Here is a 22,317-nt window from a genome sequence, read left to right on the forward strand (position 1 = left end):
AAGCTCATTTGTTATTTTGGTATTCTATAGTTGGAGCAGAATGGGTGAGATCCTCGATAGTGGCTAATAAGGTTTTATATTATTGAATATTCTGGGCTCACTTTTACAAACTAAATTAAGCACATTAGTTCATCAGAAATGGAGTTTCATAAATATGAGCATCATATTAGCATTGCTGGCTGCATTATTTGCATCCTTTACTGCCATACTCGCAAAGATTGGAATAGAGGCCGTTGATTCGAATTTAGCGACAGCTGTCAGAACAGTGATCGTGGTTATTTTGGCATTTTTGATGGTGGTGATAACGGGGCAAGCTAGCAGCATCATGACAGTATCCATGAATTCTTGGATCTTCCTGATCCTATCAGGTTTGACGACTGGGTTATCGTGGATCTGCTTTTTTAAAGCGATCCAAATTGGTGATGTTTCCAAAGTGGTCCCAATTGATAAAGCGAGTGTTGTCCTAACCATCTTTTTATCCTTTATTATTCTGAAGGAACCGGCTGCGGCTTTAGTTATTTCCGGAGGCATCGTTATATCCATCGGAACCTTTGTTTTAATCGGAAAAGATAAAAAGAAAGATAAGAATAAAAAAGATACGAAGAAGAAAGTCTTCAATACAAAATCTTATATTTTTCTCGCGGTTTTATCCGCTGTCTTTGCAGCTCTAACAAATATCTTAGCCAAAATTGGGATTGAAGACGTGGATTCAAATGTGGCCACATTTATCCGCACAGTAGTCATTATACTATTTGCCTGGGGCATTGTTTTCTTTCAGGGAACCTTTAAAGAACTCAAAAAGATCTCCAAAAAGTCTTACCTATTCCTCATACTATCAGGCGCAGCAACTGGACTATCCTGGCTATGCTATTTTGGAGCACTTGCACTGGGGAAGGTAAGTGTCGTCAATCCGATTGACAAGTTTAGTGTCGTACTGACAATGGTTTTAAGCTTTATGATTTTAAAAGAAAAGCCAACAAAAAGTACAATCGCGGGGGCAATTTTGATTACGATAGGGACCGGGCTGCTGGTTATTTAGAAGTCTCTTTTGCATATAAAAATAACGTTATAGCCTGTGGAGATTTTTACTGCACAATAGGCTTCCAAAATAAAATTTCCGGTAATGAACAGTAAATATAAAAAAGATGCACCATCGTATGAAATGCATCCATTTAATAAAAATGTATAAAATTATAAATGCTGCTTTTAATACCGATTTAGCTTAATCTTCCTCATTTTCAATATACACTCGATGCCTTGCATAATAGCTTTTATATCGGTAAAGTACTTCCAGGATGATTTCCTGTTCTTGATCACAAAATATATAGGCTGGTTTGGTTGGATGGTTATCCTTCTTAACTTCTATGTTCATTTTCTTTGCTTCTTCTTCGAGGTATTCTTCCAGTTCTCTTCTTTTTAATATTTTGGAACCACTCTCACTTATTGATTCTTTTTTCGTCTTTACCAGGTTATCTGCCCATGTAATTAATTCATTTATAGTAATGGCATCCTCACCCTCTCCTAAAAAATGGAAATAAAAAAAAGGCCAGAAAAGGGCTTTATTCCTTTTCTGACCTATGTTTGGTTCTTTGCCCAACCATCAAATCAGCAAATAAATATATTTTAATTGTTTTATTCGAGCATTTTTAATTTTTTTAAATTGTGTATTTTCAGATTGATGTCCGGTACCATGCCCATTCATTTTAATCCGAAAAAACAGCAAAAGATTCACCTACCACATCATAACATCTTCCCATGCCTGTAACAAGATTATTTTAGGATAAATAAGATATAGCTCTTGTCCCCATCAAAATCCCAATCAATAAAATAATCAGCAACACCTTTGTTTAAGTAACTTTCTAATGCACTAATATGTTCCCCAATTAGTCTCTTCTCTTGGTTTCTTTTTGCAATTCTGAGTGTCTCTTCGTATCCCAGTTTGATTAATTCTCTTTCAATACTCACAAGAATTCCTTTTCTTACAACAATTAGTTTCCGATCATCAATCTTGGCTGAATAAATAACATCAGGGGACTTTTCAGCTTCTATGCTAACCTGATCAATAACACCATTAACCTTTTTACTATCTTTATAGTTATTTTTATTCGAGTCAAGCCCGGAAATTAATGCCAGAACCATTCCTGTTTGACCATCAAGGTTCCAGTCATAATAAATTTCCTTCACTTCTTTCTTTATATATGCTTCAAACTGGGACTGAATCTCTCCTTTTAAATTTTCCATCAAAAGATCCCTCGTCCGCTGGATATAATCTATCTTTTGATGTTCCATCAAAGATTTCTCAATGGGTGTCAGAAATCCGGTTATGTAAATGGCTATTAAAGAGTCTGATACAGAACAAAAAATATTGCCCGGCCCCCGGCCAAATTTCTCCCGAAGCAGACGGCCCATATAACTGTTAATCTCCTTCTCCAATACAACGGTTTCCATAATATACCTCTCAACTTAATTTATTCCTATCATTCCCTATGGAGATAAAGATAAACAGATAAAAAATAAAAAGGCTGTCATGGCAGTTTATTTTATTCCGGCGTACCAAACAGGTTAGGTTGTCCATCCATATTTTTATATGTTAAAGCCTCCTTCTTCTTTCCGATTAGGTATTAGAAATAATTGCCCAAATGTATAGGTATATAGGAAACAAAAAAATATCTTAAGGCTTAAAAGCCGCCAAGACTTATACTGGCTGCTAAATCTCCATTATTTTATATAAAGCTCGATTATTTGGCTTTCCTTCATTCCGATTGTATCTAATGCAATGCTGCTTACTCATAAAGCTTCATAAAAGCGGGTGCCACTCTGCAGGGCTGGATATCAATCTTCTGCCATACCTTTTCCGTCACATAAGGCTCTTCTTTAAGCCATTGATCCAGCTCCTCCCTTGATGGGTACTCCACCACCATCATGGAACCGATCATTTTGCCTTCCTCATCAAGGATTGCTCCGCCATATAAATGTTCTCCTTCTTTAAATCTTCTCTCGACACCTTGTAAATGTTCTTCCCTTACACTTAATCTTCTTTCCAGAGCTTTTTCATCCTTGCCGTCATAAGCTGTAACAATAAATTGCATGTACCTGCATCCCCTTTATAGGTAGATTTTATATTCAAGTATTTAAGACCTTTAAAACGGATTAGGGATTTTAAAAATGCCGGTAAATTATCATCCTGCGCAAAGTGGCCAGCGACTTCCGCCGTCACTAGTTTGCAGTCTGAAATAAGCTCAGAGACTTCCTGCCCTTTAATTTCTCTTCCCTTCTTCTATAAACCTCAGCAGATCCCCATGAACGATATCATCTGAAAGCCCAAGCTCCTTCCTGACCGTTTCTAAATAAGGCTCACAAAAGCTTAGATTCGCTTCTGTTCCCGTATCCCTATTCAAACAGCTGCCGCCTCTATATAAATACTCTTTGGCAATAAAGCTGCCATCACGGAAAATGACAGGATGGTTTGGATCCCGTTTAAACAGGTTGTGGCCAAAGTTATTGTTTTCTGCATGATGGATTCCGAGCAGGTGCAGGATGGTTGCCCGAATGTCAATTTCACCGCCCATGTTAGAAACCGTTGCCCCTCCAAGTCCCGGAACATGAATAATGAGCGGGACACTCTTCAGCTTCATCCGGCTAACAGCTGAATCTTCCAGCTTTAAAAGCTCTAATGCTCCTTGTTCATATTCTTTTGAAATGCCGTAATGGTCACCGTAGAGGACAAACATTGTATTTTCATAGAGGCCGCTTTCCTTCATCTCCTGGAAAAAGGTTTTGATGGCTTCGTCCTGATACCTTACAGTGGTTACATATCTGTTTACGACCATTTCTGATGTATCTGCCTCAGAAATGAATTGATCTTGATTTTCCAGCAGGAATGGAAAATGGTTTGTCAAAGTAATGAACCTCGCATAAAAAGGCTTTTGCAGCTTCTCCAAATATGGAATAGACTGCTGGAAAAATGGAATATCCTTTATTCCATAATTCACTGAATTCTCATCAGTGACCTCGTAATCGGCCTTTGAAAAATAACGGTCATATCCAAGTGAGAGGTACATCGTTTCCCGATTCCAAAAAGAAGCATCATTTCCGTGAAAAACTGCGGAGTAATAGTGATCCTCTTCAGATAAAATATGGGGCAGGCTTTTGTAGATATTCTTAGGTTTCCGTACAAAAGCAGAACCGCTGGATAATGGATATAAGCCGGTATCAATCATAAATTCCGAATCGGATGTTTTCCCTTGTGCAGTTTGATCATAAATTTCATTAAAATAAAAGCTGTCTTTAATCAGCTCATTGAGAAATGGGGTTATTTCTTCCCCATTTACTTTCTGGTTGATAACAAAATTTTGGGTGGATTCCATGCTAATCAGAACAATATTCATTCCCTTAGCCGCTCCGAAATAGTCTGAAGGCGCTTCCTCTTTGCCGAGGATATATTCGGCAGAAGCCTTTGCATCTGAGGCTGTTGCAAAAGCACGGTTCAGCGGGTATGAAGCGGACATCCCAATATCAAAAAGATGGTACTGGTAAAGTCCAATATGTTTAACCAGCTGCTGGCGATTATAGGATTCCGAGAAAAGATGCGGAACTTTAATCCAGCCAAGCAATATAGTCACAGCAGCGAACAAAGCGCCGACAGCAAAATAGAGTCTTTTCCCCTCTTTTTTCAGGGCTGGTGTCTTTAGTTTCTTTTTCTTGGTAAGCAGCAAATAAAAGAATAGATCTGCAAACAGCAAAAGATCCCAAAGACTTACAAGTTCAAAAGTACTGGGGCCGATTCCGCCGACATTTTTAAACTGAAATAAAATCGGGACGGTTACAAAGTCACTATAAAAACGATAATACAGCAAATCAGCATAAAGGATGGCAGTCAGGATGAGCATAGATAACCAAATGGCTGCCGGTTTGGCTTTTTGGCTGAAATTAAAGCCAATGCCAAGCATAATCATGATGGCACCCAGCGGGCTTATGATCATGAGCACAATGTCCAGCACATTTTGGGCATTTAAGTTGAAACAGATAAAAGAAACTAAAACCGTTTTGATCCACAGCAGAATGACGGCATACCACACCGCTGTCAGCTTTTTAAATGGTTTCATAAACGTACCCATTCCTAATTTGGCTGGCAAAAATTCTTTCCAGGATCTTTAAAGACTCCCTAACCGCCATTTCATCCTGTGCCCCCATCAGCGCAATTTGAACCCAATTTCTTTGTAGCAGATATTCGCTTTCATAACTGATTAGAATTCCATTCTTTTTGCACTGGTCCCCAAATTCCCTGCTGGATATTCCATTGGGAAGCCTGATGGTGATAATCCCAGGCGAATACCTGTTGTCACCAAGCAAATCACATCCGGCAGCTCTCAATCTTTCTCTCACTTTACTGGATAAAGATTGAATGTTTTCATAATCCACTAACTTTAGCGCCTCATGTAAAGCATTGACCAAATTGGAGGAATGGGTGTATGGAATGCTTTGATGGTCTTCGTACATTTTTAAATCCAAATATCGCGGAACCGAGTTGGATGATTGAATTTTTTCTCTATGGAACACGATTGCAAGCCCCGGGTATGAACCAAAACCCTTTCCGCTTACAGTGGAAGCCAAATAGGTTTCCTTTAAATCCAAAGGGACGACACCAGCAGTGCTGCAGGCATCTACACACAACTCTAATCCATATTTTTTGCACAAGCTTTGAATCCCTTCCAGATCATATAAATAGCCTGTAGATGTTTCGCAATGAACGGTCCAAATCCACTTGATCGAAGGATCATGATTGATGGCGAATTCAATTTCTGCCAGTGAAATCGGTTCATTCCATTTTTTTTCGATGGTTTGAAACGTTAATTGAAACCTTTTGGCATGGTCAATGAGGCGATATCCAAACTCACCATTGGCGAGAATTAGGCCATTCCCCGAAAGATTTTGCAGCTGAGCGGCCACAAGATCGTTGGAAAGAGTCCCGGTGCCAACCACAACTTCGGCATAATTGGCCCCTGTCATGTCACATAATTGAATTCTAAGATTGATCAAGCTTTCTTTAAATTCAATGCTTCGATGCGAAATGGCTGTTTCAGAGAAAGCCTTCTTTACTTTTGGATGGATCGGTACAGGACCGGGCAAAAATGAAAGTTCCCTTCTTGGCAGAGAATTTTTCGACATCAGCCGTTCAAACGCTTTTGTTGAACGCTCAAAGCTCTCCTTCGTCAAATACATAGGCTGAAATCTGGCATTCTCATGTCCTAATAAGGGGCCAAAAGGCATGAAACCCATGTGCTTATACAATTTTAACTGTCTGACTGTCCCCGAAATCAATGCCATTGTATACCCTTTTTCCAGGCAATAGTCCAAAAGCTTTGTACATAATTGATAAAAGACACGCGTACTTCTATAAGCTTTCTTTACTGATAACAAACGGATCTCACATGGATTCCCATGCAATGGCAAATAACTCTCCAATTCTTCCAGTTTGCTGTCAAGTGAATAGGGCCGTTCAGCCCGAATGGCGATCATGCCAACGACTTCTGCACCATCTTTTGCAATCACATATGTATTTTCCTCGTGAAATTTATCAACCAATTGATGATTCTCATTTTCTTCATGCTGAGGGATTTCTTCCACAAAGGTCTCATAATTCAATTTATGTATTTGTTCAAATTCATCTTGTTGGGTTGCTATTTTATAAATGATGCGATTCATGGTTTACCTCCTATGCTGTGTACATGGCGGGAGAAAAATTTCGTATGAGAAAAAAGGACAATGATAAAAAGCAAAAGCAGCCCGGCAGGTTTCATAAATGAATGATCCATTAGCCAAACGGAAATAGGAATGGAAGCCATGGAAATGAAACCAGCAGCAGTGTATTTACGGAAAATGATATACGCAGCACCCATAATAATGCCAAACACAGCAATACTTATTGGCTCGAGAAATAGAGCCGATGCCAAGTAGACCACAACCCCTTTTCCTCCATGAAAACGAAGCTGAATGGGAAAAAGATGGCCGATCAGTAAAAAAAGAGCGCTAAGAATTAAATATAAATCCTGACCATTGGATATGAAGCTGGCAAAAGACAATGCCAGCCACACTTTTCCAGCATCCACTGCCAAAGTGAGCAAAAAGCCTTTTCTCCCTAAAGCCCTCCCCGCATTCGTTGCTCCTACATTTCCGCTGCCCATGTACCGAATATCAAGTTTGGAAAGGAACTTTACGACATAGTAAGCTCCGGTCATGCTTCCCAAAGAATAGGAAACGATGATAATCAAAAAAACGATCATACTCTCATTCATCAAAACACCTAACCTATTTCATACTAAATAAACGAACAAAAAGGGTAAAAAGTTTCATATACTTACAAAATTCCTTTTATAAAAGTATAAATGTTAAAATTACCCTCTTATTATAACAAACCACATATGTTAAAAAATTACCATTATAAAGACATTTCTTTTATGAACTTTTGGAAATAAAAAAAAAGGAACATCAACATGCTCCTCAATCAGATCTGCAATCTGCATTTTCAACTCTCTTTATGTCCCGGTAATGCAGCAATCGCTTCAATTTCCACTAACTGATTCCCATAGCCCAATACGGTAACGCCAGACAACGTACTGGGAACATCGTGAGAACCAAAAGCTTCTCTAACTGCTTTCCATACCGTCACTATATCAGACTGCTCGGTGGATGCTACAAGCACTCTTGTATAAGCTACATCCGTTAATTGAGCGCCACATTCCTTTAGTGCCTCTTTTAAATTTTCAACACAGCGCTTTGCCTGTTCTTCAAAACCGCTCGCTTCAGGCACTCTGCCTTCTTCATCGAGCGGGCAAGCTCCTGCCATAAAGAATAAGTCCATGCCAGAAGGGACATGGGAAGCGTAGGCATAATCCACTGAGGGCAGTTTATTGGAATGGATTAAGGTGATTTTTTGGCTCATTTTAATATTCCTTCCTATTCGTGCGTTCTGCTTTCCTATAAAACTTCTGCGCAGATGCTCATTTTCCCTGTAAAAAGCCGTCTATTTTCTCTATTACTCCATTAAAATATTTTTCTCTTTCAACACCTTAAGTGCAATATTCTTCGCCTCTGTCCCAGAACCCTCAACATTCACGGCAAACACCCAGGTACCCTTCTCATTCTCAACAAAGCCCACATACCAGCCCAACCCCAAATCTGAAAGCCTTGTCCCTGTCTTTCCATGTAAAGTATATTGGTCCTGTTCATCCTGGATCATCATTCTTTTAACTGTTTTCTGATGTTTTTCGGCAAATGGCAGCTTTTCCTTTACCAGCTTTTCTATAAAATCAACTTGCTCAACCGCAGAAATTCTCAAGCTGCTATCCAGCCAAAACGCATCGATTCCACCCGAAATATCCTTGTTACCGTAGTGGACCTTTGAAAAGTACTCCTGCATCCTGGTTTCTCCAATTGTTCTCGCCAAGTCCTGGTAGAACCATATAGCCGATTCCCTCATAGCAGATGCCAGCGAGTGATCCCGGTTCCAGTTTTCGAATTCCCGCTCTACCCCATCCCACCGTTTCACTTCGTACTCATCTCTTACTGCTGAGGTTTCCAAACCAATCAATGCATTGGCTACCTTAAATGTTGATTCAGGAGTAAATCTCCTGATGCTTCTTGCCTTGTTATAGATAAAGACTTGATCATTCTGAAGATTTTTCAGCACCATCGTTCCCTCTTTACCGTTAATCGCTTCATCGATTTGCAGTTCCTTTGTGTCCTGCTCCCAAGCATTAGCTGCAGCCCCCATCACGGCAAACAACAGCAGCACAGATAGTAACGAAACCAGCACTCCTCATCCGCTTCATCATTTCTTCCCCCTTCATAAAATAGGATTTTTCTCATGATGTCAGCCTGTTTTTGTTCCCTTATACTATAAGCAGCGTCATAGACACAGAAAAGAACTGTTTTGGCCATCTGTACCCATACAGATGCATGGAGAGGAATGAAATCATGGGGAATATATACGAAGAAATCATGGATGAAATTCAATCGAGAATCGAAGATAGGCGGCTTCAGCCCGGTAAAAAACTTCCCTCTGTCCGCAGCTTTGCAAAAGAATTAAATTGCAGCATCAATACCATCGTAAAAGCCTACAGCGAATTGGAAAAAGCGCATCAAATCTACTCCGTTCCAAAAAGCGGCTACTTCCTGGTGGGCAGTGATGCCCCTAGAAAGACCCAGCCACTGATCATTGATTTCTCCTCAGCAGGTCCCGACAAAAGCAAAATGCCCTACCAAGACTACCAGCATTGCATGAATCAGGCAATTGAACTTTATAAAGAAGAAATGTTTCAATACTCTGAGCCGCTTGGATTGACAAGCCTCCGCCGCCAGCTTTCAAAGCAGCTTCAGGATCTGCAGGTGTTTGCACCTCCTGAAAGGATCTGTGTAGTATCCGGCTCCCAGCAGGCTCTGGACCTTTTAGTCTCACTTCCTTTTCCTAATCAAAAAGAAGAAATCTGTGTGGAGCAGCCAACCCATTTTAGTTTCATAGATTCCATTACTTCCCGCGGAATGAAAGCTGTGGGCATCGAAATGAGCCAGAATGGCATTGACCTCGATTATTTAGAAAAAGTATTTAAGGAAAGAAGCATCAAGTTCTTTTATACGGTTTCCAGATTCCAGAATCCCACCGGCTACAGCTATACCAATCAGGAAAAAAGGAAGATCGTTGAGCTGGCTCAAAAATTTGATGTGTACATCATCGAAGATGACTACATGGGAGATCTCGATACAAAAAGAAAGGCTGACCCCATGTTTACGTATGACCCTTCCGGCAGAGTGATCTATACGAAAAGCTTCTCAAAAGTCCTGCTGCCGGGATTGCGTTTAGGGTTGGCCGTTCTGCCGGAAGCACTGCTAAAGAATTTTACGAAAGCCAAATTTGCCGCTGATGTACACACACCCGTCCTCACCCAAGGAGCCCTGGAAATCTACTTAAGCAGCGGTATGTATAAGGCACATATCCACAAATTAAGGAGGCAATACAAGAGAAAAGGCACCGTCCTCAAACAGGCCTATCTTGAACACCTTCCTGACGGGACTTCCTTTACTGGCGGCGAGTCCGGTTTCTATTCGACAATTGAACTTCCAGGAAGAATGAAGGCAATGCAGCTTGCTGAACATCTGAAAAAGAAAAATGTCCTGGTTCAAGATGCTACAAACATGTATCTTCCTGCGTATAGGAAGAACAATCGAATCAGGTTGAGTGTTTCGCAGGTGGAGGATCGGAAAATTCCGATTGGGGTGAGGAAGATTGGGGATGGAATACGTGAGTTAGCCCAATCTTATATTTAATAATAATAAGGTCTGCCATTTTGTATCCCTATGGATAAGGAAGGCACTTTTAAATAAAAAGACATCACACTCGATATTTAATCATACCTATAATGATGGGGGTTCCAATATAGATTAAAAGGAGATGTTTTTATTGAATCCTTATTATTATCCATATTATCCATATCGAGTTAATAACTGGGGACAAATTTTAAATTTATTGCAGCAAAGCTTGTATGCTGAAGAAATGGTATGTGCGATGAGCTCTGAACTTTTCCATATACCAGAAACGAAAGACTTAAAAGGGAATGCGGAGATGCATAATCATCTTGTTCCGGCCTCCTATCACCGCGTTACTGCCGTAGGTTCCGCTCAAAGACTCGTGAATGGTGAGCAGCGTCAATCTATTATAGATACAATGGCAGCTTGTATCATAAATGCCGAAAATCAAGATCGAAAAGTACGTGATGGGTTAATAACGATGGAGGAAAATGCAGGTCCTGAGTATAAGGCGTTTATTAACGTCATTATCAAATGGCAGGAACAAGCTGAAAATTATTTAGCTCAAGCAAAAGAATCTTTGCGCACGATGGGTGTTTCCTTTCCTTCTGCAGGAAGTGAACAGCAGGATGGAGAAGACAATCTTTATTGAGGGCTGGAGTCCTTTTTAGTGTTACAAATCCAGAAATTTCCCCAGCAGACTTCGACGTTGAAAGGAAGCGTTTTAATAATGACACGACTAGACGAAGAAGAAATAATCCAACACCTAACTACACTGCCTGGGTGGAAGAGAAAAGATAGTAAATGGATCGAACGCCGTTACCGCTTCAAAGAATACATGGATGGAATCTCTTTTGTAAATAAAATAGCTTCCTCAGCTGAAAAGGAAAATCATCATCCAATATAAACTGGTCATTGTCTCCCTCCCCTCTTGGAGTGAAAATGGTCTGACAAAGCTGGATTTTAAGCTTGCCAGGCAGTTAGAGGATTTATTTGATGCTGTACCAAAGGTGTGAGTCATGCTTTTAAAAGCAGAGAAAGCTCAGTTTGGGTCTGAGCTTCTAAGAAATGTAGTTATGATCAATCGAGTGCAAATCGTTGCACTCGTTTTTAAATATTGCGCCTGTCCCCTGATGCGGTGATGTTTTAATATATCGGGGGACAGGCACCTTGTCATGTTAAGCATTTAAATGAACTGCAGCTCTAACATAAAACTTAACAAGGCTTCACATTATCGCTAAGCTACAACTTTTATGTTCCCATATAGCCTAAGGAGGAAATATGAAATGATAGCAACACAGTATAAAATTACTTTACCAAGTGATTATGATATGAACATTATAAAAGACAGAGTAAAAAAAAATGGCCATAAAACAGACGGATTTCAGGATCTGAAATTCAAACTATATTTGATAACAGAAAAAGGAATCAATCGTAATAGACAAAATAGCTATTGTCCCTTCTATCTATGGAAAGGCAGCAGCGGCCTAAACAAGTTTCTATTTAATGGATTTTATGATAATATCTTAAACTCATTTGGATGGCAGCGAGTGAATATCGGAATACCGCTAATTGATACTACTTCATCTCATATCAAGCAGAGTAAATACCTGTATCAGATCACAGGAAGAATCCAGCCACAGGAAAGTCTTATTAATCTAAAAGATAAAATAGCAGAAGAGATTCCAGTAATGGAGAATACCGATTATTTGGTTATTTATAATCCTGATAAATGGGAGTATGATGCTTTTTACTTTTTAACCGAGCTTGACATCTTAAATGAAATGAATGGAGTCATCTATAAGATCCTGCATATCTCCCAGTAACCTTTCATATTTGCTGTACTCTTAGTTTCTTGCTTCCTCCTATACTTTGGGATTGACGGCGGGTTAATTATAACTTTAAAATAAATGAGGGCTTAGATTTATTTTTTTCTCTTTTGATTTCCGCTCAAGGCACTCGCTTTCCGCCTGCGGTCCGACGCTCTTCGGCGCGAGCGCCTGTGAGGTCTCCCTTTGACACGTTCCTCACGCTGGAGTCTCGCGCCTTCCGCTCCAGTCAACAGGGTACTAACAACTATGGGCTTTAACAGAGCCGATTATTAAGAAGCTAGCTATATGACACTTTACATTAAAACAGCCTTAGCGATATGCTGAGGCTGTTTTATTTATACATTATTCTTCCAGTTCTTAAATAGCCTTTTGCTCACTTTTTATGATTGCTTCTTCCGCTTCCTCTTTGCTAAGTTTATAGACACCTATCCCGGCAAAGGCTAGGATGATGGCAATGATTGGCGTAAGATAGGTCATAACGGCCCAGATTCCATAACCTCCCGCTCCATAAATTGGTACGCCCAAGGTACTGATATAAAATGCTCCGGATGTCCCCCATGGAACTAGAGCAGCTACCATAGTACCGACGTCTTCAATGCTTCTTGAAAGAGTTCTGGCTGCCATCCCCGCTTTTAAAAATTGCTTTTTGAACATTTCCGGCAGCATAATTGCTACCGTGTAGGAGGTACCGGAAAAGACCAGCAGTATCAATCCGGTGAATAAAGTCGTAATCATCAGAGGACCCCGCTGCTTCACTCTGTCTGCAAGCGGAGCAATAGCCGTCTCCAGAAATCCTGCTTTGCTGATGATCGCGGTATAGGCATATCCGCAATAAATGATGATGACTACACCTGCCATTGAGACAATTCCGCCACGATTTAGCAGTGTAAGAACACTATCAGCTAAATTTGCTGTATCAACTTCGGGAACCATGCTGACATTAAACCCCCTTAACGAAGCATAAATTCCGGATTCCAGTGTAAACCCCTGGTACAGCACACCAATGGCAATAGCTGATAAGATGCCAATTAGCATCGTTGGAACAGGAGGTTTTTTCATAATTGCCCCTGCAAGGATAATGATAAAAGGCAGAAGCAGCAGCGGACTCCAATTAAACATTTCGCCCAATCCAGCCTGCATAGCCAGCGCATCTACAGGGACTCCTTGTCCGTTAATGTCCAGATTAAGGCCGACAATATAGAAAAAAGATAGAGTAATAAGGGCTGCAGGAATAGTAGTCCACATCATGGATTTTATATGGTCATAAAGGTTCACTCCTGTGGTAGCTGCCGCAAGATTTGTTGTCTCTGAGAGAGGAGACATTTTATCTCCAAAGATCGAACCGCAAATGACCGCTGCTGCTGTAATATGCAGCGGCACCCCAAACCCAGCCGCGATACTCATACATGCCAGGCCGGCAGTTCCTGCAGAGCCCCATGAAGTTCCCGTGATTGTTGAGAAAACAACACATAATAAAAATGCTGATACAAGGAGATATTGGGGAGTTACGATATCAATCCCGTAGAAAATCAGCATAGGAATGGAGCCGCTGAAGATGAAGGTTGAGATAACAATTCCGATCACCCATATAATAAGGATTGCCGGTGTTGCTCCTGCAATACGGCTGCTTATAGCCTTTTCCAGGTCGCTCCATGAATAGCCAAGCCTTCGTGCCAGGATACCCGCACAGCCTGCCGCTGCAACCATCATCAGCTCAACCCTTAAACCAAAAGCGAGAAACCCAACAAATACGAATACAAACATAAACAAAAGGGCCAGAATCGATTCTCCATATGTCGCATTTCTTTTTTCCATAAATAGCCTCCTTTATCTTTTTCATTCATATCCTTCTATGAAACTAGAGCGACCCTTCTTTAATAAAACGGGCTGGTGAAAAAGGTTCTATATGATAATCAGTTACTCCATTCATCGCAAGTTCTGCTCCAATTTTGCCCATAACAGGTGCAAGCTTAAAGCCATGCCCGGAAAAACCAGTTAAGTAGATGATAGGGTCATGGCCGGGACTTTTCCCCACAATAGGATGCCTATCTGCAGTATAAATTTCCATATACGAATTGACTCTCGATGGATCCGGGTACAAGTCTGGCAAATCCTTGTCAATCAGCTCTGTAAAGGCAGCCAGCTCTTCCATACGGATTTCCCGTTCAAGTGAATCAGGACTGGAAATCCGGCTCTTTTCTGTCGTGAACATGCCAATTTTCACCATGTTCCCGTCCACAGCCGGAAAACCATAATAATAAAAGCCTTCACTTTCCCTAGTAAAGACAGGAAAGTTCTTTTCATTAAATTTCTCAGATTTTCTCGGGAGAAACCAGGCGTTAACAAGCCGGCGGACGTCCATGAATTCTGCAAACTCGCGCATGAAATTTACTGCCCATGGACCAGCGGTTATAAGCACTTTGCCAACCTTAAAAACCCTGTCTCCAACATATAGAGACACCCCATCCTTTTCGGATTTCAAGTGATCTACAGCCGTGTGGCTATGAATCTCTGCCCCTAATTCACGGGCGCGCTGAACAGCAGAAACAATGGAAAGCTGCGGTCGAAGATAGCCTGACAATTTATCAATAATAATCTGTTCATCTGGCTGCAAACCATGCTGTGGATATCTGATCAAAGCTTCTTCCCTGCTCAGAATTTCATGGTCCAAGTCATAATCTTGTATACTCTTAAAAACGTTTTTCATCTCAGCTGTATCAGGATTCCCAATAATTAAACCATTGGTTAATGTTAATAGGCTATTCCCTGACTCCTCTTCCAGCTCCCGCCATAACTTGTAAGCATCCTTAAGTAATGGAACATAATTAGAACCTTCTTTATAAGCTGTACGAAAGATTCTTGATTCTCCGCCGGCAGCAGATCGATCATGTCCGATGCCAAACTGTTCAAAACCGATGACAGAAGCTCCCGATTTAGCCAATTGCCAAGCCGCCATACTGCCCATTGTCCCTAAGCCAATAATTCCAATATCTGCGTCCATCCCCAACCCTCTCTCTCTAAATATTTTGAATATTATAATTATAGTTGAGATAAGGAACTGTAACAATGTGGCTTAAGAACATTGTTTAGCGATAAAAACGATGTAAAATTGTGCATTTTGCACATTAACAAGGTTGTAACGTTGTAAACTAACTGATCTTTTCGTGCTTTTCGTTCCTTTTTATCTCCCCATAATTTCCAATTCAATTAACGAAATACCCAAATATAAATACAGCATTTTACGAAAATCTTTTATATTTACGCCTGTAATCTCTTCTATTTTTTCCATGCGATACTTCAATGTATTTCTATGGATGTGAAGGGAATTGGCGGTATGCACTTTGTTGAAGCCTGAATCACACCAGGCCTTTATGGTCTGAGCGATGTCCTCCCAATCATCTGCTTCAAGCAGCTGCTTCATTTCCCTTTTAATCATCCCCATAACATCTGAATCCATACTTCGCACCAGGATCTCCAGAAGATAATCATTCACTTGAAAGACTCTTTCGGCACTTTTTTGTTTTTTGCCAATCTCTATCAATTTCCAGGCTTCACGATTTGATCGTTTAATCTCCAGAATGGTGTCAGCAGCAGCTCCGATGCCAATGATCGCTTTTATCTTTTTTGCAGCCAAACGCTCCAGGAGATCAGTGCATGCTGATGTTAACTGGATATGGGGGTTATTATTTGCTTTGTGCAAAATGATAAACTTGTCTTCCCCGATATAAGTCGAAAGATCGCCATTGGTAAAAACAGATTGAATTTCTTTAAGTATAGATAATTTGGTACGCTGAAGGCCAAAATCCGCTGATTCACCATTAAAGCGCTCACCGTATATGTCTTTCATATTTACAATTTCAACAGCAATGCAAATAAACGGCGGCTTCAATTCATATCCGAGTTCGAAACTCCGGGTTTTCAATAAACTCTCACTATATTGGTTTGCATCAAAAGCAAGGATATCTTTTAAATATTGCTGCTGTGCTTGCTGTGAAATAAGACTCGACTCCAGAAGGATTTCCTCCCTAAGCATAATTTCAGCATGCTTTTTGACTAAGAGTCCGTACTTCTCAACTTTCCCTCTCTCCCCTGTTATAGCAATCGATCCAATAACATTTCCATGTAATTCGATCGGCAGCGTGAAGCCAGGCCTCGTCCCTTCAAAATGGTCAATATAACCCGGCCTTATGGTTAATGGCCTATTATTATGAATAACCGGGATAGACGCTTCATGAAAAATACCCAATCTTTCTTTATCACTGGCACCAATGATAATTCCGTTTTCATCAGTAATAATCACATCATATTCGATGATTTCACTCGTTGATATGGCTATTTTAGAGGCTACTTTTTCCAGCATTTCATCCATCTCCTTCAGACTGGTTTGACTATATGAGCCATTCTTTATTGGTTTTTATATAAACTCTATGAATACAAACTGTATAATGCAAGCATAAGGTTATAGGATAACAGAAAGGATAACTCCTGGATTTTTTAGCCTTCCTAAATAAAACAAAACGGTCTGCAAAAACAGCCGATGCAAGATAGGCTTTGTGCTGATTACTGAATTCAAATTGCCTTGATGGAATTTGAGAGAAAGGGAGAATCAAACTAAACAAACCTGCTAACTTAATAAAAAAGTCTGCTTCTGGCATAAAAGCCAGGAACAGACCCAATTTCTTATTATGATTCAACACCAATCCCGCTATGAATGCTCGCCGCTTTCCTCTTGCTCCTAAACCAGGAATACACAATCGCCGCAATCAGCGTGAATCCTAGATACCCCATCAAAGGATAAACCGTTCCTACCAATGTGATGAAGCCTACAAAGCTTGCCCCAAATGCCGCCGCTCCAAATAGGACAACAAAAAGATTGAACTTCGGATTCTCCCTTTTTACCACACGTGCTGTGAACGCATAAAGCATGCCAACCGCCGTGTTATAAATCATCCCCAGCAGCACAACGAACATTAATAACCCAAATACCGGTGAAATTTCATTTGCAAGCGCGAGAATCGGCATATCCGATCCGCCAACAACATCCATTTTAACAAGCATGCCCACATTGATCAGTAAAATGAGAATGCCCAGTCCGACACCACCCAGAATTCCTCCCATTCCAGCCTGCTTTTCATCTTTCGTCGTGCCGCCCATAACCGCCAGCATCGCAGCACCTGCCGCAATATTGTAAGAAACATATAATAACGCACCCATAAACCAGTTTGAAGCGGCTGGCGTTTGACTCTCCGCCAATTTCTGAACTTCTGCAAAATCAATGCCCATTGTGTTTAATGCGTATCCGCCAATAATAATGACCATCAAGAGCAAAAATGGAGTCACAAGAGAGATGATCGAAATAACCTTCTGGACATTCAGGCAAACCGTCAGGATCGCTAAAACGGCCATAATGACATTCCCCGCCATACTCGGAATTCCGAACTGTTCCTCAAAAATGGAACCGGAACCTGCAAGCATGACAACAGCCACTCCGAAAAGGAAGAACGTAATGACGAAGTCGACTGCCATTCCAAGGTATTTGCCGCAAATATGGTAGATCACATCTTTATGGGAGTCTGTCTGCAGCCGGCTGCCAAGCTGTGTTAAATTCATGCCCAGGAACGCGAACAGGAAGGTTGCCATGATGGCACCAATGATCCCCATCCAACCGAAGCTTGTGAAGAACTGCAAAATTTCCTGGCCGGAAGCAAAACCTGCCCCGACGATTACGCCAATAAACGCCCCAGCGATCTGAATACTTTTTTTCATTATTTTTCCCCCTTTTGATATTAGAATTTTGCGACAATTATACTTATAAGAGAAAGAGAGAATCCTCTCTCCTCGTTAAGAATAACTCTTTTCCGTTACAGTAAATCTCTTGATGGTTTCGAGATCCGGCTCATAACCAAGTCCCGATTTCTCCGGAACTTTAATCATTCCATTATCAACAGTCACTTCCGGTTCAATCAGATCCTTTTCCCAATAACGGGATGATGCGGCTGTATCCCCTGGCATCACAAAGTTTGATAGAGTCGTTAGGGCAATATTGTGCGCACGGCCAATTCCTGACTCAAGCATGCCGCCGCACCATACCGGAATGCCGCGCTCCTGGCAAAGATCGTGAATTTTCTTGGATTCTGTTAACCCGCCAACACGGCCAATTTTGATATTAATAATCCTGCAGCTTCCAAGCTCAATCGCTTTTCTGGCATCCTCATAGGAATGGATGCTCTCATCCAGGCATACCGGCGTTTTGAGCTCTCTTTGCAATGTGGCATGGTCGATAATATCATCTGATGCCAGCGGCTGTTCGATCATCATTAAATCGAATTCATCCAGCTGTTTTAACAATTCAATATCCTCCAGCCTGTAAGCAGAGTTTGCATCCGCCATAAGCTGCACATCCGGAAAATGCTTGCGGACTTCTCTCATCACGTCAACATCCCAGCCCGGCTTGATTTTGACTTTGATCCGCTTATAGCCTTCATTTACATGCTCTTCAATGAGCTTCAGCAAATCAGCAACTGTATCCTGAATGCCAATGCTGATCCCCACTTCAATATTGCTTGCCGTCCCGCCCAAGGCTTTTGCGAGCGGAATGCCCTGCTGCTTCGCATATAAATCCCAAACAGCGCCTTCAAAGGCCGACTTCGCCATATTGTTTTTTCGTATGTAAGAAAGTTTTTCAGAAACTTCATCCGGGTGGCGAATCTCTTTATTTAACAGATCCGGAATGATGAAATCCTCAAGCATATGCCAGTTCGTTTTCAATGTTTCTTCATTATACCAGGGTGAATGGAATGCAACGGATTCCCCCCACCCGTTCAAACCGTTTTCATCCTTCGCTTCCAGTAAAAGAAACTCTTTATCCTGAAATGTTCCGAAGCTTGTTGTAAATGGGGCCTTCATTCTCATTTTCATATGACGCAATACCACTTCAGTTACGTTCATGCCGATTCCCGCCTTTTCCTGTTAGTTGAGTTGAAGCTCGTTTCTTTGGACCAATATATAATAATGAACAAGTTCTTCTTTCCCTTTTATAAAACCAGCCATCGCATATCCTTCTTCAAATAAGGATTGAAGAATCTCTCTCGTTTTAAAGCGCCAATCCATTGCCAGCTCATAATTTTGGCTTTTAATAGCCTGGAAGTTTGCCGGTATAGGGACAAGCACAGGACCTAAAGCGTCTTCCCGTTCTGTATTTAATAAAACTGGAAAGTCGTCCTCCGATACCCCCCATTCAAACGGATCCTGTGCAGCGGCTGCTTCAATCTGTAAAGGTTCCTCCACATATGAACTATTAATCCACCATTCTACTTTTAATCGGTCAGTTGGCAGCCCCTGATTCAAACTGTCATCCATCTCCCCATAGCAATTTTCAACATAAGTGGAGCACACCGCATTTAGCTTCGAAAGATTTAAGTAGGCATTGCGGCTTTCAAGCGGATCGAATGTCCATGTGATCAAGTCGTAGCCCATTGCGGAAGCGATCTCCTTCTGTTTCTGCTTCAGGAGGGCGCCTAATCCTTTATCCTGATGGTCCGGGTGTATGCCAAGCATATGGGAGCAAAGATAGCTTTTTCCCTTGTTAAAGCCGGAAAATCCATAACTGAAGCCAACCAGTTCATTTTCGTAAAAAGCCCCCAGCAGCAGGCCTCCATTTTGTGCAGCTGTAATGGTTTGATGAACTGGAAGCGGAGCCATATTCCAGATATCATTCTCCAGCTTTTGAATTAGATTCATATCGGAGGCTGTCTTTAAAACCCGCAGATCAATCTTCTTAGTCACCGTTGTTCCCACTTCCAGTTCCCTCCAATGTATGCATTAATGTTCTTGCTAAAATCTCAACCCCAGAGTAGATGGCATCCCGATTAAACGTCATCTTCGGGTGGTGAAGCCCCGGCTGCAAATCACACCCCAATCCGAGCATCGTTGCTTTTATGTTCGGTTTCTTCAGGGTGTAAAAGTGGAAATCCTCTCCCCCGGAGGTAACGATCGGTTCCTTTAATTGATTAGCACCAAGCACATCCGCAATGGCTTTTTCCATAAAGTGCTGTGCCTCTTCATCTACCTCCGCTGCGGCAACATTTGCTTTTGTCTCTAAGGTGATTTTCACACCATATAATTTGGATAGGTATTCAGTAATCGTTTCGATTTTTTCTGATAGATCGGCAATGACTTCATTTGTCTGAGCCCGCAGATCCAAGCTGAAGGAAGCTTTCCCTGGAATGATGTTCCCTGAATCACTGCCTGCATGAAACTTTGTCATCTTCGCTGTATAAGGAACCATCGGATCCAGATGAATGCTTTTAATTTCATTCACAAGAGATGCACCGATTTCAATGGCATTCTGTCCTAAATGGGGGCGTGCTCCATGAGCGTCCTCACCAATAATTTCGCCTGTCAGGAATCTGGCTGCACCATGGAAAATGGCTGCAGATGCCTCTCCATCCCGGATTTCCTGAATGGGCCTGAGATGAACGCCGTATAAGTAATCCACATCATCCAAAACACCCTGCTCAATCATCTTCAAAGCGCCTGTTCCCTTTTCCTCGGCAGGCTGAAAAATGAATTTCAGTTTCCCTTTTGAAGGGAAGGCTGCTTTCTGCAGCAATAGCATCGCTCCAAGCCCCATGCTCATATGGGCGTCATGTCCGCAGGAATGATTGGCCTGGAACCTGCCATCCACCTCCTGCCAAAGGGCATCCATATCCGCTCTCAGTGCCACACATGGACTGCCTTCCCCAACCTCGACAACTAGACCCGGACAATCGCCAAACACCTGTACATGAAATCCCCTGCACTCAAGGAACGTCTTTAAATACTCCGTCGTTTTATATTCCATCCAGCTGATCTCCGGATTTTCATGCAAATGATTAAAAACACAATCAATCACAGGTTTTAATTCTTCTATGTATTCTCTCAATCCATCTTCCCTCCCGGCTGAATAAAAAAGTGGTTACTGTCCAATTTTTCATATTGTTCTCTTCGCTTCGTAAATCGGTCCCTGTCCTTGATGGAAACACCGGCAATCACAGCATTTAAAAATGAAAATAGCGCTGGTGCCGCATCGATTGTCGACTTTTCCGATGAATGGATATGGAAAAGCAAATCTGCGTACTCCTTAATCGGTGCAATACTGGAATCCGTTATCCCGATTACAAAAGCCCCCTGCTTTTTCGCCAATTCCGCTAGCTTAATCGTATCCTTCATATAGCGGTCAAAGGAAATCGCAATGAACGTCGACCCCTCATCCATATCGCTGATCGTCAACAATAAATCATCCGTATCCGGCCGGATCAGCTTGGTATTTCCGCGAACAAGCCCAAGCGTAAAAGCAAGCCAGCTTGCTGCAGAAAAAGAAGATCGCAAACCGGTTACATATACCTTATTTGACTCTATTAGTCGGTTAACCAATTGATCAAAGTCTTCTTCACGAATATTTTGTATGGTTTCCCGAATATGCAGGCAATCCTTTTCCATCACACTTGCAAAGAAATGAGGCTTTTCTGCCAGCTCCACCTTGCTTGTAAAATACTGGCCAAGCGTGCTATTGGTTTGAAGCAGCTGCTCACGGACCATCTTCTGCAGCTCGGAATAGCCTGAAAGATGAATCGAATAGCAAAAACGAATGACTGTCGTTTCACTGACCCCGATCCTTTTGCCAATCTCTCCCGCTGACTTCACTGCAAAATCCTTTGGGTGATCCAACAGGTACATAGCTGCCTTTTGCTGACCTTTGGAAAGGTTATTAAACTCTTTTTCTATGGTTTCTTTTAAGATCATATAGTCTCACCTTCACGAATGAAGTTTTCGCTGTATTTTTATTGTTTACGAAGTCTGAACTTCATTTTTATAAAACTATCATATTTTTCTTTTGAAAACAATGATATTTCAGAAAATTTTAAAATAAAAAACAGACACCCAATTTGGGTGCCCAATTCCATCATAATTCTTTATTCACCACTCCGGATAAACAACTTCAAAAAATACCTCTTCAGCTGCCTTAACCTACCCTTATTTTAAAATCCGGTTAATACCACTTAGAAAGTACCTGTTCCTTGTCCCGTTGAGCTGCTAACAATATTTCTTTAGGGATAGAAATTAGTTCTAAAAATTAAACTTCAGATCAACTCCCTCTTTAATATATGGTAAAACCTTTTGTATAAAAATATTTAGGCTACAA

At 41.3% G+C, this 22,317-nt stretch carries 21 protein-coding genes; 5 read left to right on the forward strand and 16 right to left on the reverse strand.

Features of this window, described 5'->3' with window-relative positions; genetic code table 11:
* Positions 1-154: 154 nt before the first annotated feature.
* Positions 155-1,039, forward strand: a complete 885-nt coding sequence (locus tag DFO73_RS02255; protein ID WP_110063158.1) for an EamA family transporter — start codon at positions 155-157, stop codon at positions 1,037-1,039.
* Positions 1,040-1,222: 183 nt separating this feature from the next.
* Here DFO73_RS02255 and DFO73_RS02260 read toward each other — a convergent pair whose 3' ends face one another.
* The 8 genes from DFO73_RS02260 to blaOXA form a co-directional block, all read right to left on the reverse strand.
* Positions 1,223-1,597 (reverse strand): hypothetical protein, encoded by a 375-nt coding sequence (locus tag DFO73_RS02260; protein ID WP_110063159.1) that lies wholly within the window; start codon positions 1,595-1,597, stop codon positions 1,223-1,225.
* A gap of 173 nt (positions 1,598-1,770) precedes the next feature.
* Positions 1,771-2,448, reverse strand: coding sequence for a DUF2294 domain-containing protein (locus DFO73_RS02265; RefSeq protein WP_110063160.1), 678 nt, complete (start codon positions 2,446-2,448; stop codon positions 1,771-1,773).
* A gap of 335 nt (positions 2,449-2,783) precedes the next feature.
* Complete coding sequence (locus DFO73_RS02270) at positions 2,784-3,089, reverse strand: YciI family protein (protein WP_110063161.1); 306 nt, start codon at positions 3,087-3,089, stop codon at positions 2,784-2,786.
* 168 nt (positions 3,090-3,257) lie between these two features.
* The gene (locus DFO73_RS02275) at positions 3,258-5,105 is read right to left on the reverse strand and encodes an LTA synthase family protein (RefSeq protein ID WP_110063162.1); all 1,848 of its coding nucleotides are present in this window, start codon (positions 5,103-5,105) and stop codon (positions 3,258-3,260) included.
* Positions 5,092-6,705: an aminotransferase class V-fold PLP-dependent enzyme gene (locus tag DFO73_RS02280; RefSeq protein WP_110063163.1), complete on the reverse strand. Its 1,614-nt coding sequence runs from the start codon at positions 6,703-6,705 to the stop codon at positions 5,092-5,094. The genes DFO73_RS02275 and DFO73_RS02280 overlap by 14 nt, the downstream gene beginning before the upstream one ends.
* A complete protein-coding gene (locus tag DFO73_RS02285; protein ID WP_110063164.1) occupies positions 6,702-7,295 on the reverse strand; it encodes a glycerol-3-phosphate acyltransferase in 594 nt (197 codons plus the stop codon). Before DFO73_RS02285 ends, DFO73_RS02280 begins: the two co-directional genes overlap by 4 nt.
* Before the next feature lie 230 nt (positions 7,296-7,525).
* Complete coding sequence (locus tag DFO73_RS02290; protein WP_110063165.1) at positions 7,526-7,942, reverse strand: RidA family protein; 417 nt, start codon at positions 7,940-7,942, stop codon at positions 7,526-7,528.
* Positions 7,943-8,035: 93 nt separating this feature from the next.
* Entirely contained in the window at positions 8,036-8,812 is a 777-nt protein-coding gene (gene blaOXA / locus DFO73_RS02295; RefSeq protein WP_375137300.1) for a class D beta-lactamase, read from the reverse strand.
* A gap of 164 nt (positions 8,813-8,976) precedes the next feature.
* Here blaOXA and DFO73_RS02300 point away from each other — a divergent pair, with 164 nt between their 5' ends.
* The 4 genes from DFO73_RS02300 to DFO73_RS02315 all read left to right on the forward strand — a co-directional run bounded on the left by DFO73_RS02300 (position 8,977) and on the right by DFO73_RS02315 (position 12,128).
* Positions 8,977-10,323, forward strand: a complete 1,347-nt coding sequence (locus DFO73_RS02300) for an aminotransferase-like domain-containing protein (protein WP_110063166.1) — start codon at positions 8,977-8,979, stop codon at positions 10,321-10,323.
* Between the two features lie 124 nt (positions 10,324-10,447).
* Positions 10,448-10,954 carry a hypothetical protein gene (locus DFO73_RS02305; RefSeq protein WP_181395888.1) on the forward strand — a complete coding sequence of 169 codons (507 nt, stop codon included), beginning with the start codon at positions 10,448-10,450 and terminating at the stop codon, positions 10,952-10,954.
* 78 nt (positions 10,955-11,032) lie between these two features.
* On the forward strand, positions 11,033-11,209 hold the full coding sequence (locus tag DFO73_RS29725) for a 4a-hydroxytetrahydrobiopterin dehydratase (RefSeq protein ID WP_375137291.1): 177 nt from the start codon (positions 11,033-11,035) through the stop codon (positions 11,207-11,209).
* A gap of 379 nt (positions 11,210-11,588) precedes the next feature.
* Entirely contained in the window at positions 11,589-12,128 is a 540-nt protein-coding gene (locus tag DFO73_RS02315; RefSeq protein ID WP_110063168.1) for a DUF4865 family protein, read from the forward strand.
* A 363-nt stretch (positions 12,129-12,491) separates the two neighbouring features.
* Here DFO73_RS02315 and nhaC read toward each other — a convergent pair whose 3' ends face one another.
* The 8 genes from nhaC to DFO73_RS02360 all read right to left on the reverse strand — a co-directional run bounded on the left by nhaC (position 12,492) and on the right by DFO73_RS02360 (position 21,917).
* Positions 12,492-13,949, reverse strand: coding sequence for a Na+/H+ antiporter NhaC (gene nhaC, locus DFO73_RS02320; RefSeq protein WP_110063169.1), 1,458 nt, complete (start codon positions 13,947-13,949; stop codon positions 12,492-12,494).
* A gap of 43 nt (positions 13,950-13,992) precedes the next feature.
* Positions 13,993-15,135 carry an N-methyl-L-tryptophan oxidase gene (gene solA / locus DFO73_RS02325; RefSeq protein WP_110063170.1) on the reverse strand — a complete coding sequence of 381 codons (1,143 nt, stop codon included), beginning with the start codon at positions 15,133-15,135 and terminating at the stop codon, positions 13,993-13,995.
* Positions 15,136-15,315: 180 nt separating this feature from the next.
* The gene (locus DFO73_RS02330) at positions 15,316-16,494 is read right to left on the reverse strand and encodes a CdaR family transcriptional regulator (protein WP_181395889.1); all 1,179 of its coding nucleotides are present in this window, start codon (positions 16,492-16,494) and stop codon (positions 15,316-15,318) included.
* Positions 16,495-16,817: 323 nt separating this feature from the next.
* Positions 16,818-17,900: a YkvI family membrane protein gene (locus DFO73_RS02340; RefSeq protein ID WP_110063173.1), complete on the reverse strand. Its 1,083-nt coding sequence runs from the start codon at positions 17,898-17,900 to the stop codon at positions 16,818-16,820.
* A gap of 75 nt (positions 17,901-17,975) precedes the next feature.
* The gene (gene menC, locus DFO73_RS02345; protein ID WP_110063174.1) at positions 17,976-19,082 is read right to left on the reverse strand and encodes an o-succinylbenzoate synthase; all 1,107 of its coding nucleotides are present in this window, start codon (positions 19,080-19,082) and stop codon (positions 17,976-17,978) included.
* A 21-nt stretch (positions 19,083-19,103) separates the two neighbouring features.
* Positions 19,104-19,874, reverse strand: a complete 771-nt coding sequence (locus tag DFO73_RS02350; protein ID WP_110063533.1) for a GNAT family N-acetyltransferase — start codon at positions 19,872-19,874, stop codon at positions 19,104-19,106.
* 37 nt (positions 19,875-19,911) lie between these two features.
* Positions 19,912-21,057: a M20 peptidase aminoacylase family protein gene (locus DFO73_RS02355; RefSeq protein ID WP_110063175.1), complete on the reverse strand. Its 1,146-nt coding sequence runs from the start codon at positions 21,055-21,057 to the stop codon at positions 19,912-19,914.
* Positions 21,054-21,917, reverse strand: a complete 864-nt coding sequence (locus DFO73_RS02360; RefSeq protein WP_110063176.1) for a MurR/RpiR family transcriptional regulator — start codon at positions 21,915-21,917, stop codon at positions 21,054-21,056. Before DFO73_RS02360 ends, DFO73_RS02355 begins: the two co-directional genes overlap by 4 nt.
* Between the last annotated feature and the right edge of the window lie 400 nt (positions 21,918-22,317).

This window comes from Cytobacillus oceanisediminis (assembly GCF_003182355.1).
Taxonomy (GTDB): Bacteria; Bacillota; Bacilli; order Bacillales; family Cytobacillaceae; genus Cytobacillus; species Cytobacillus oceanisediminis_A.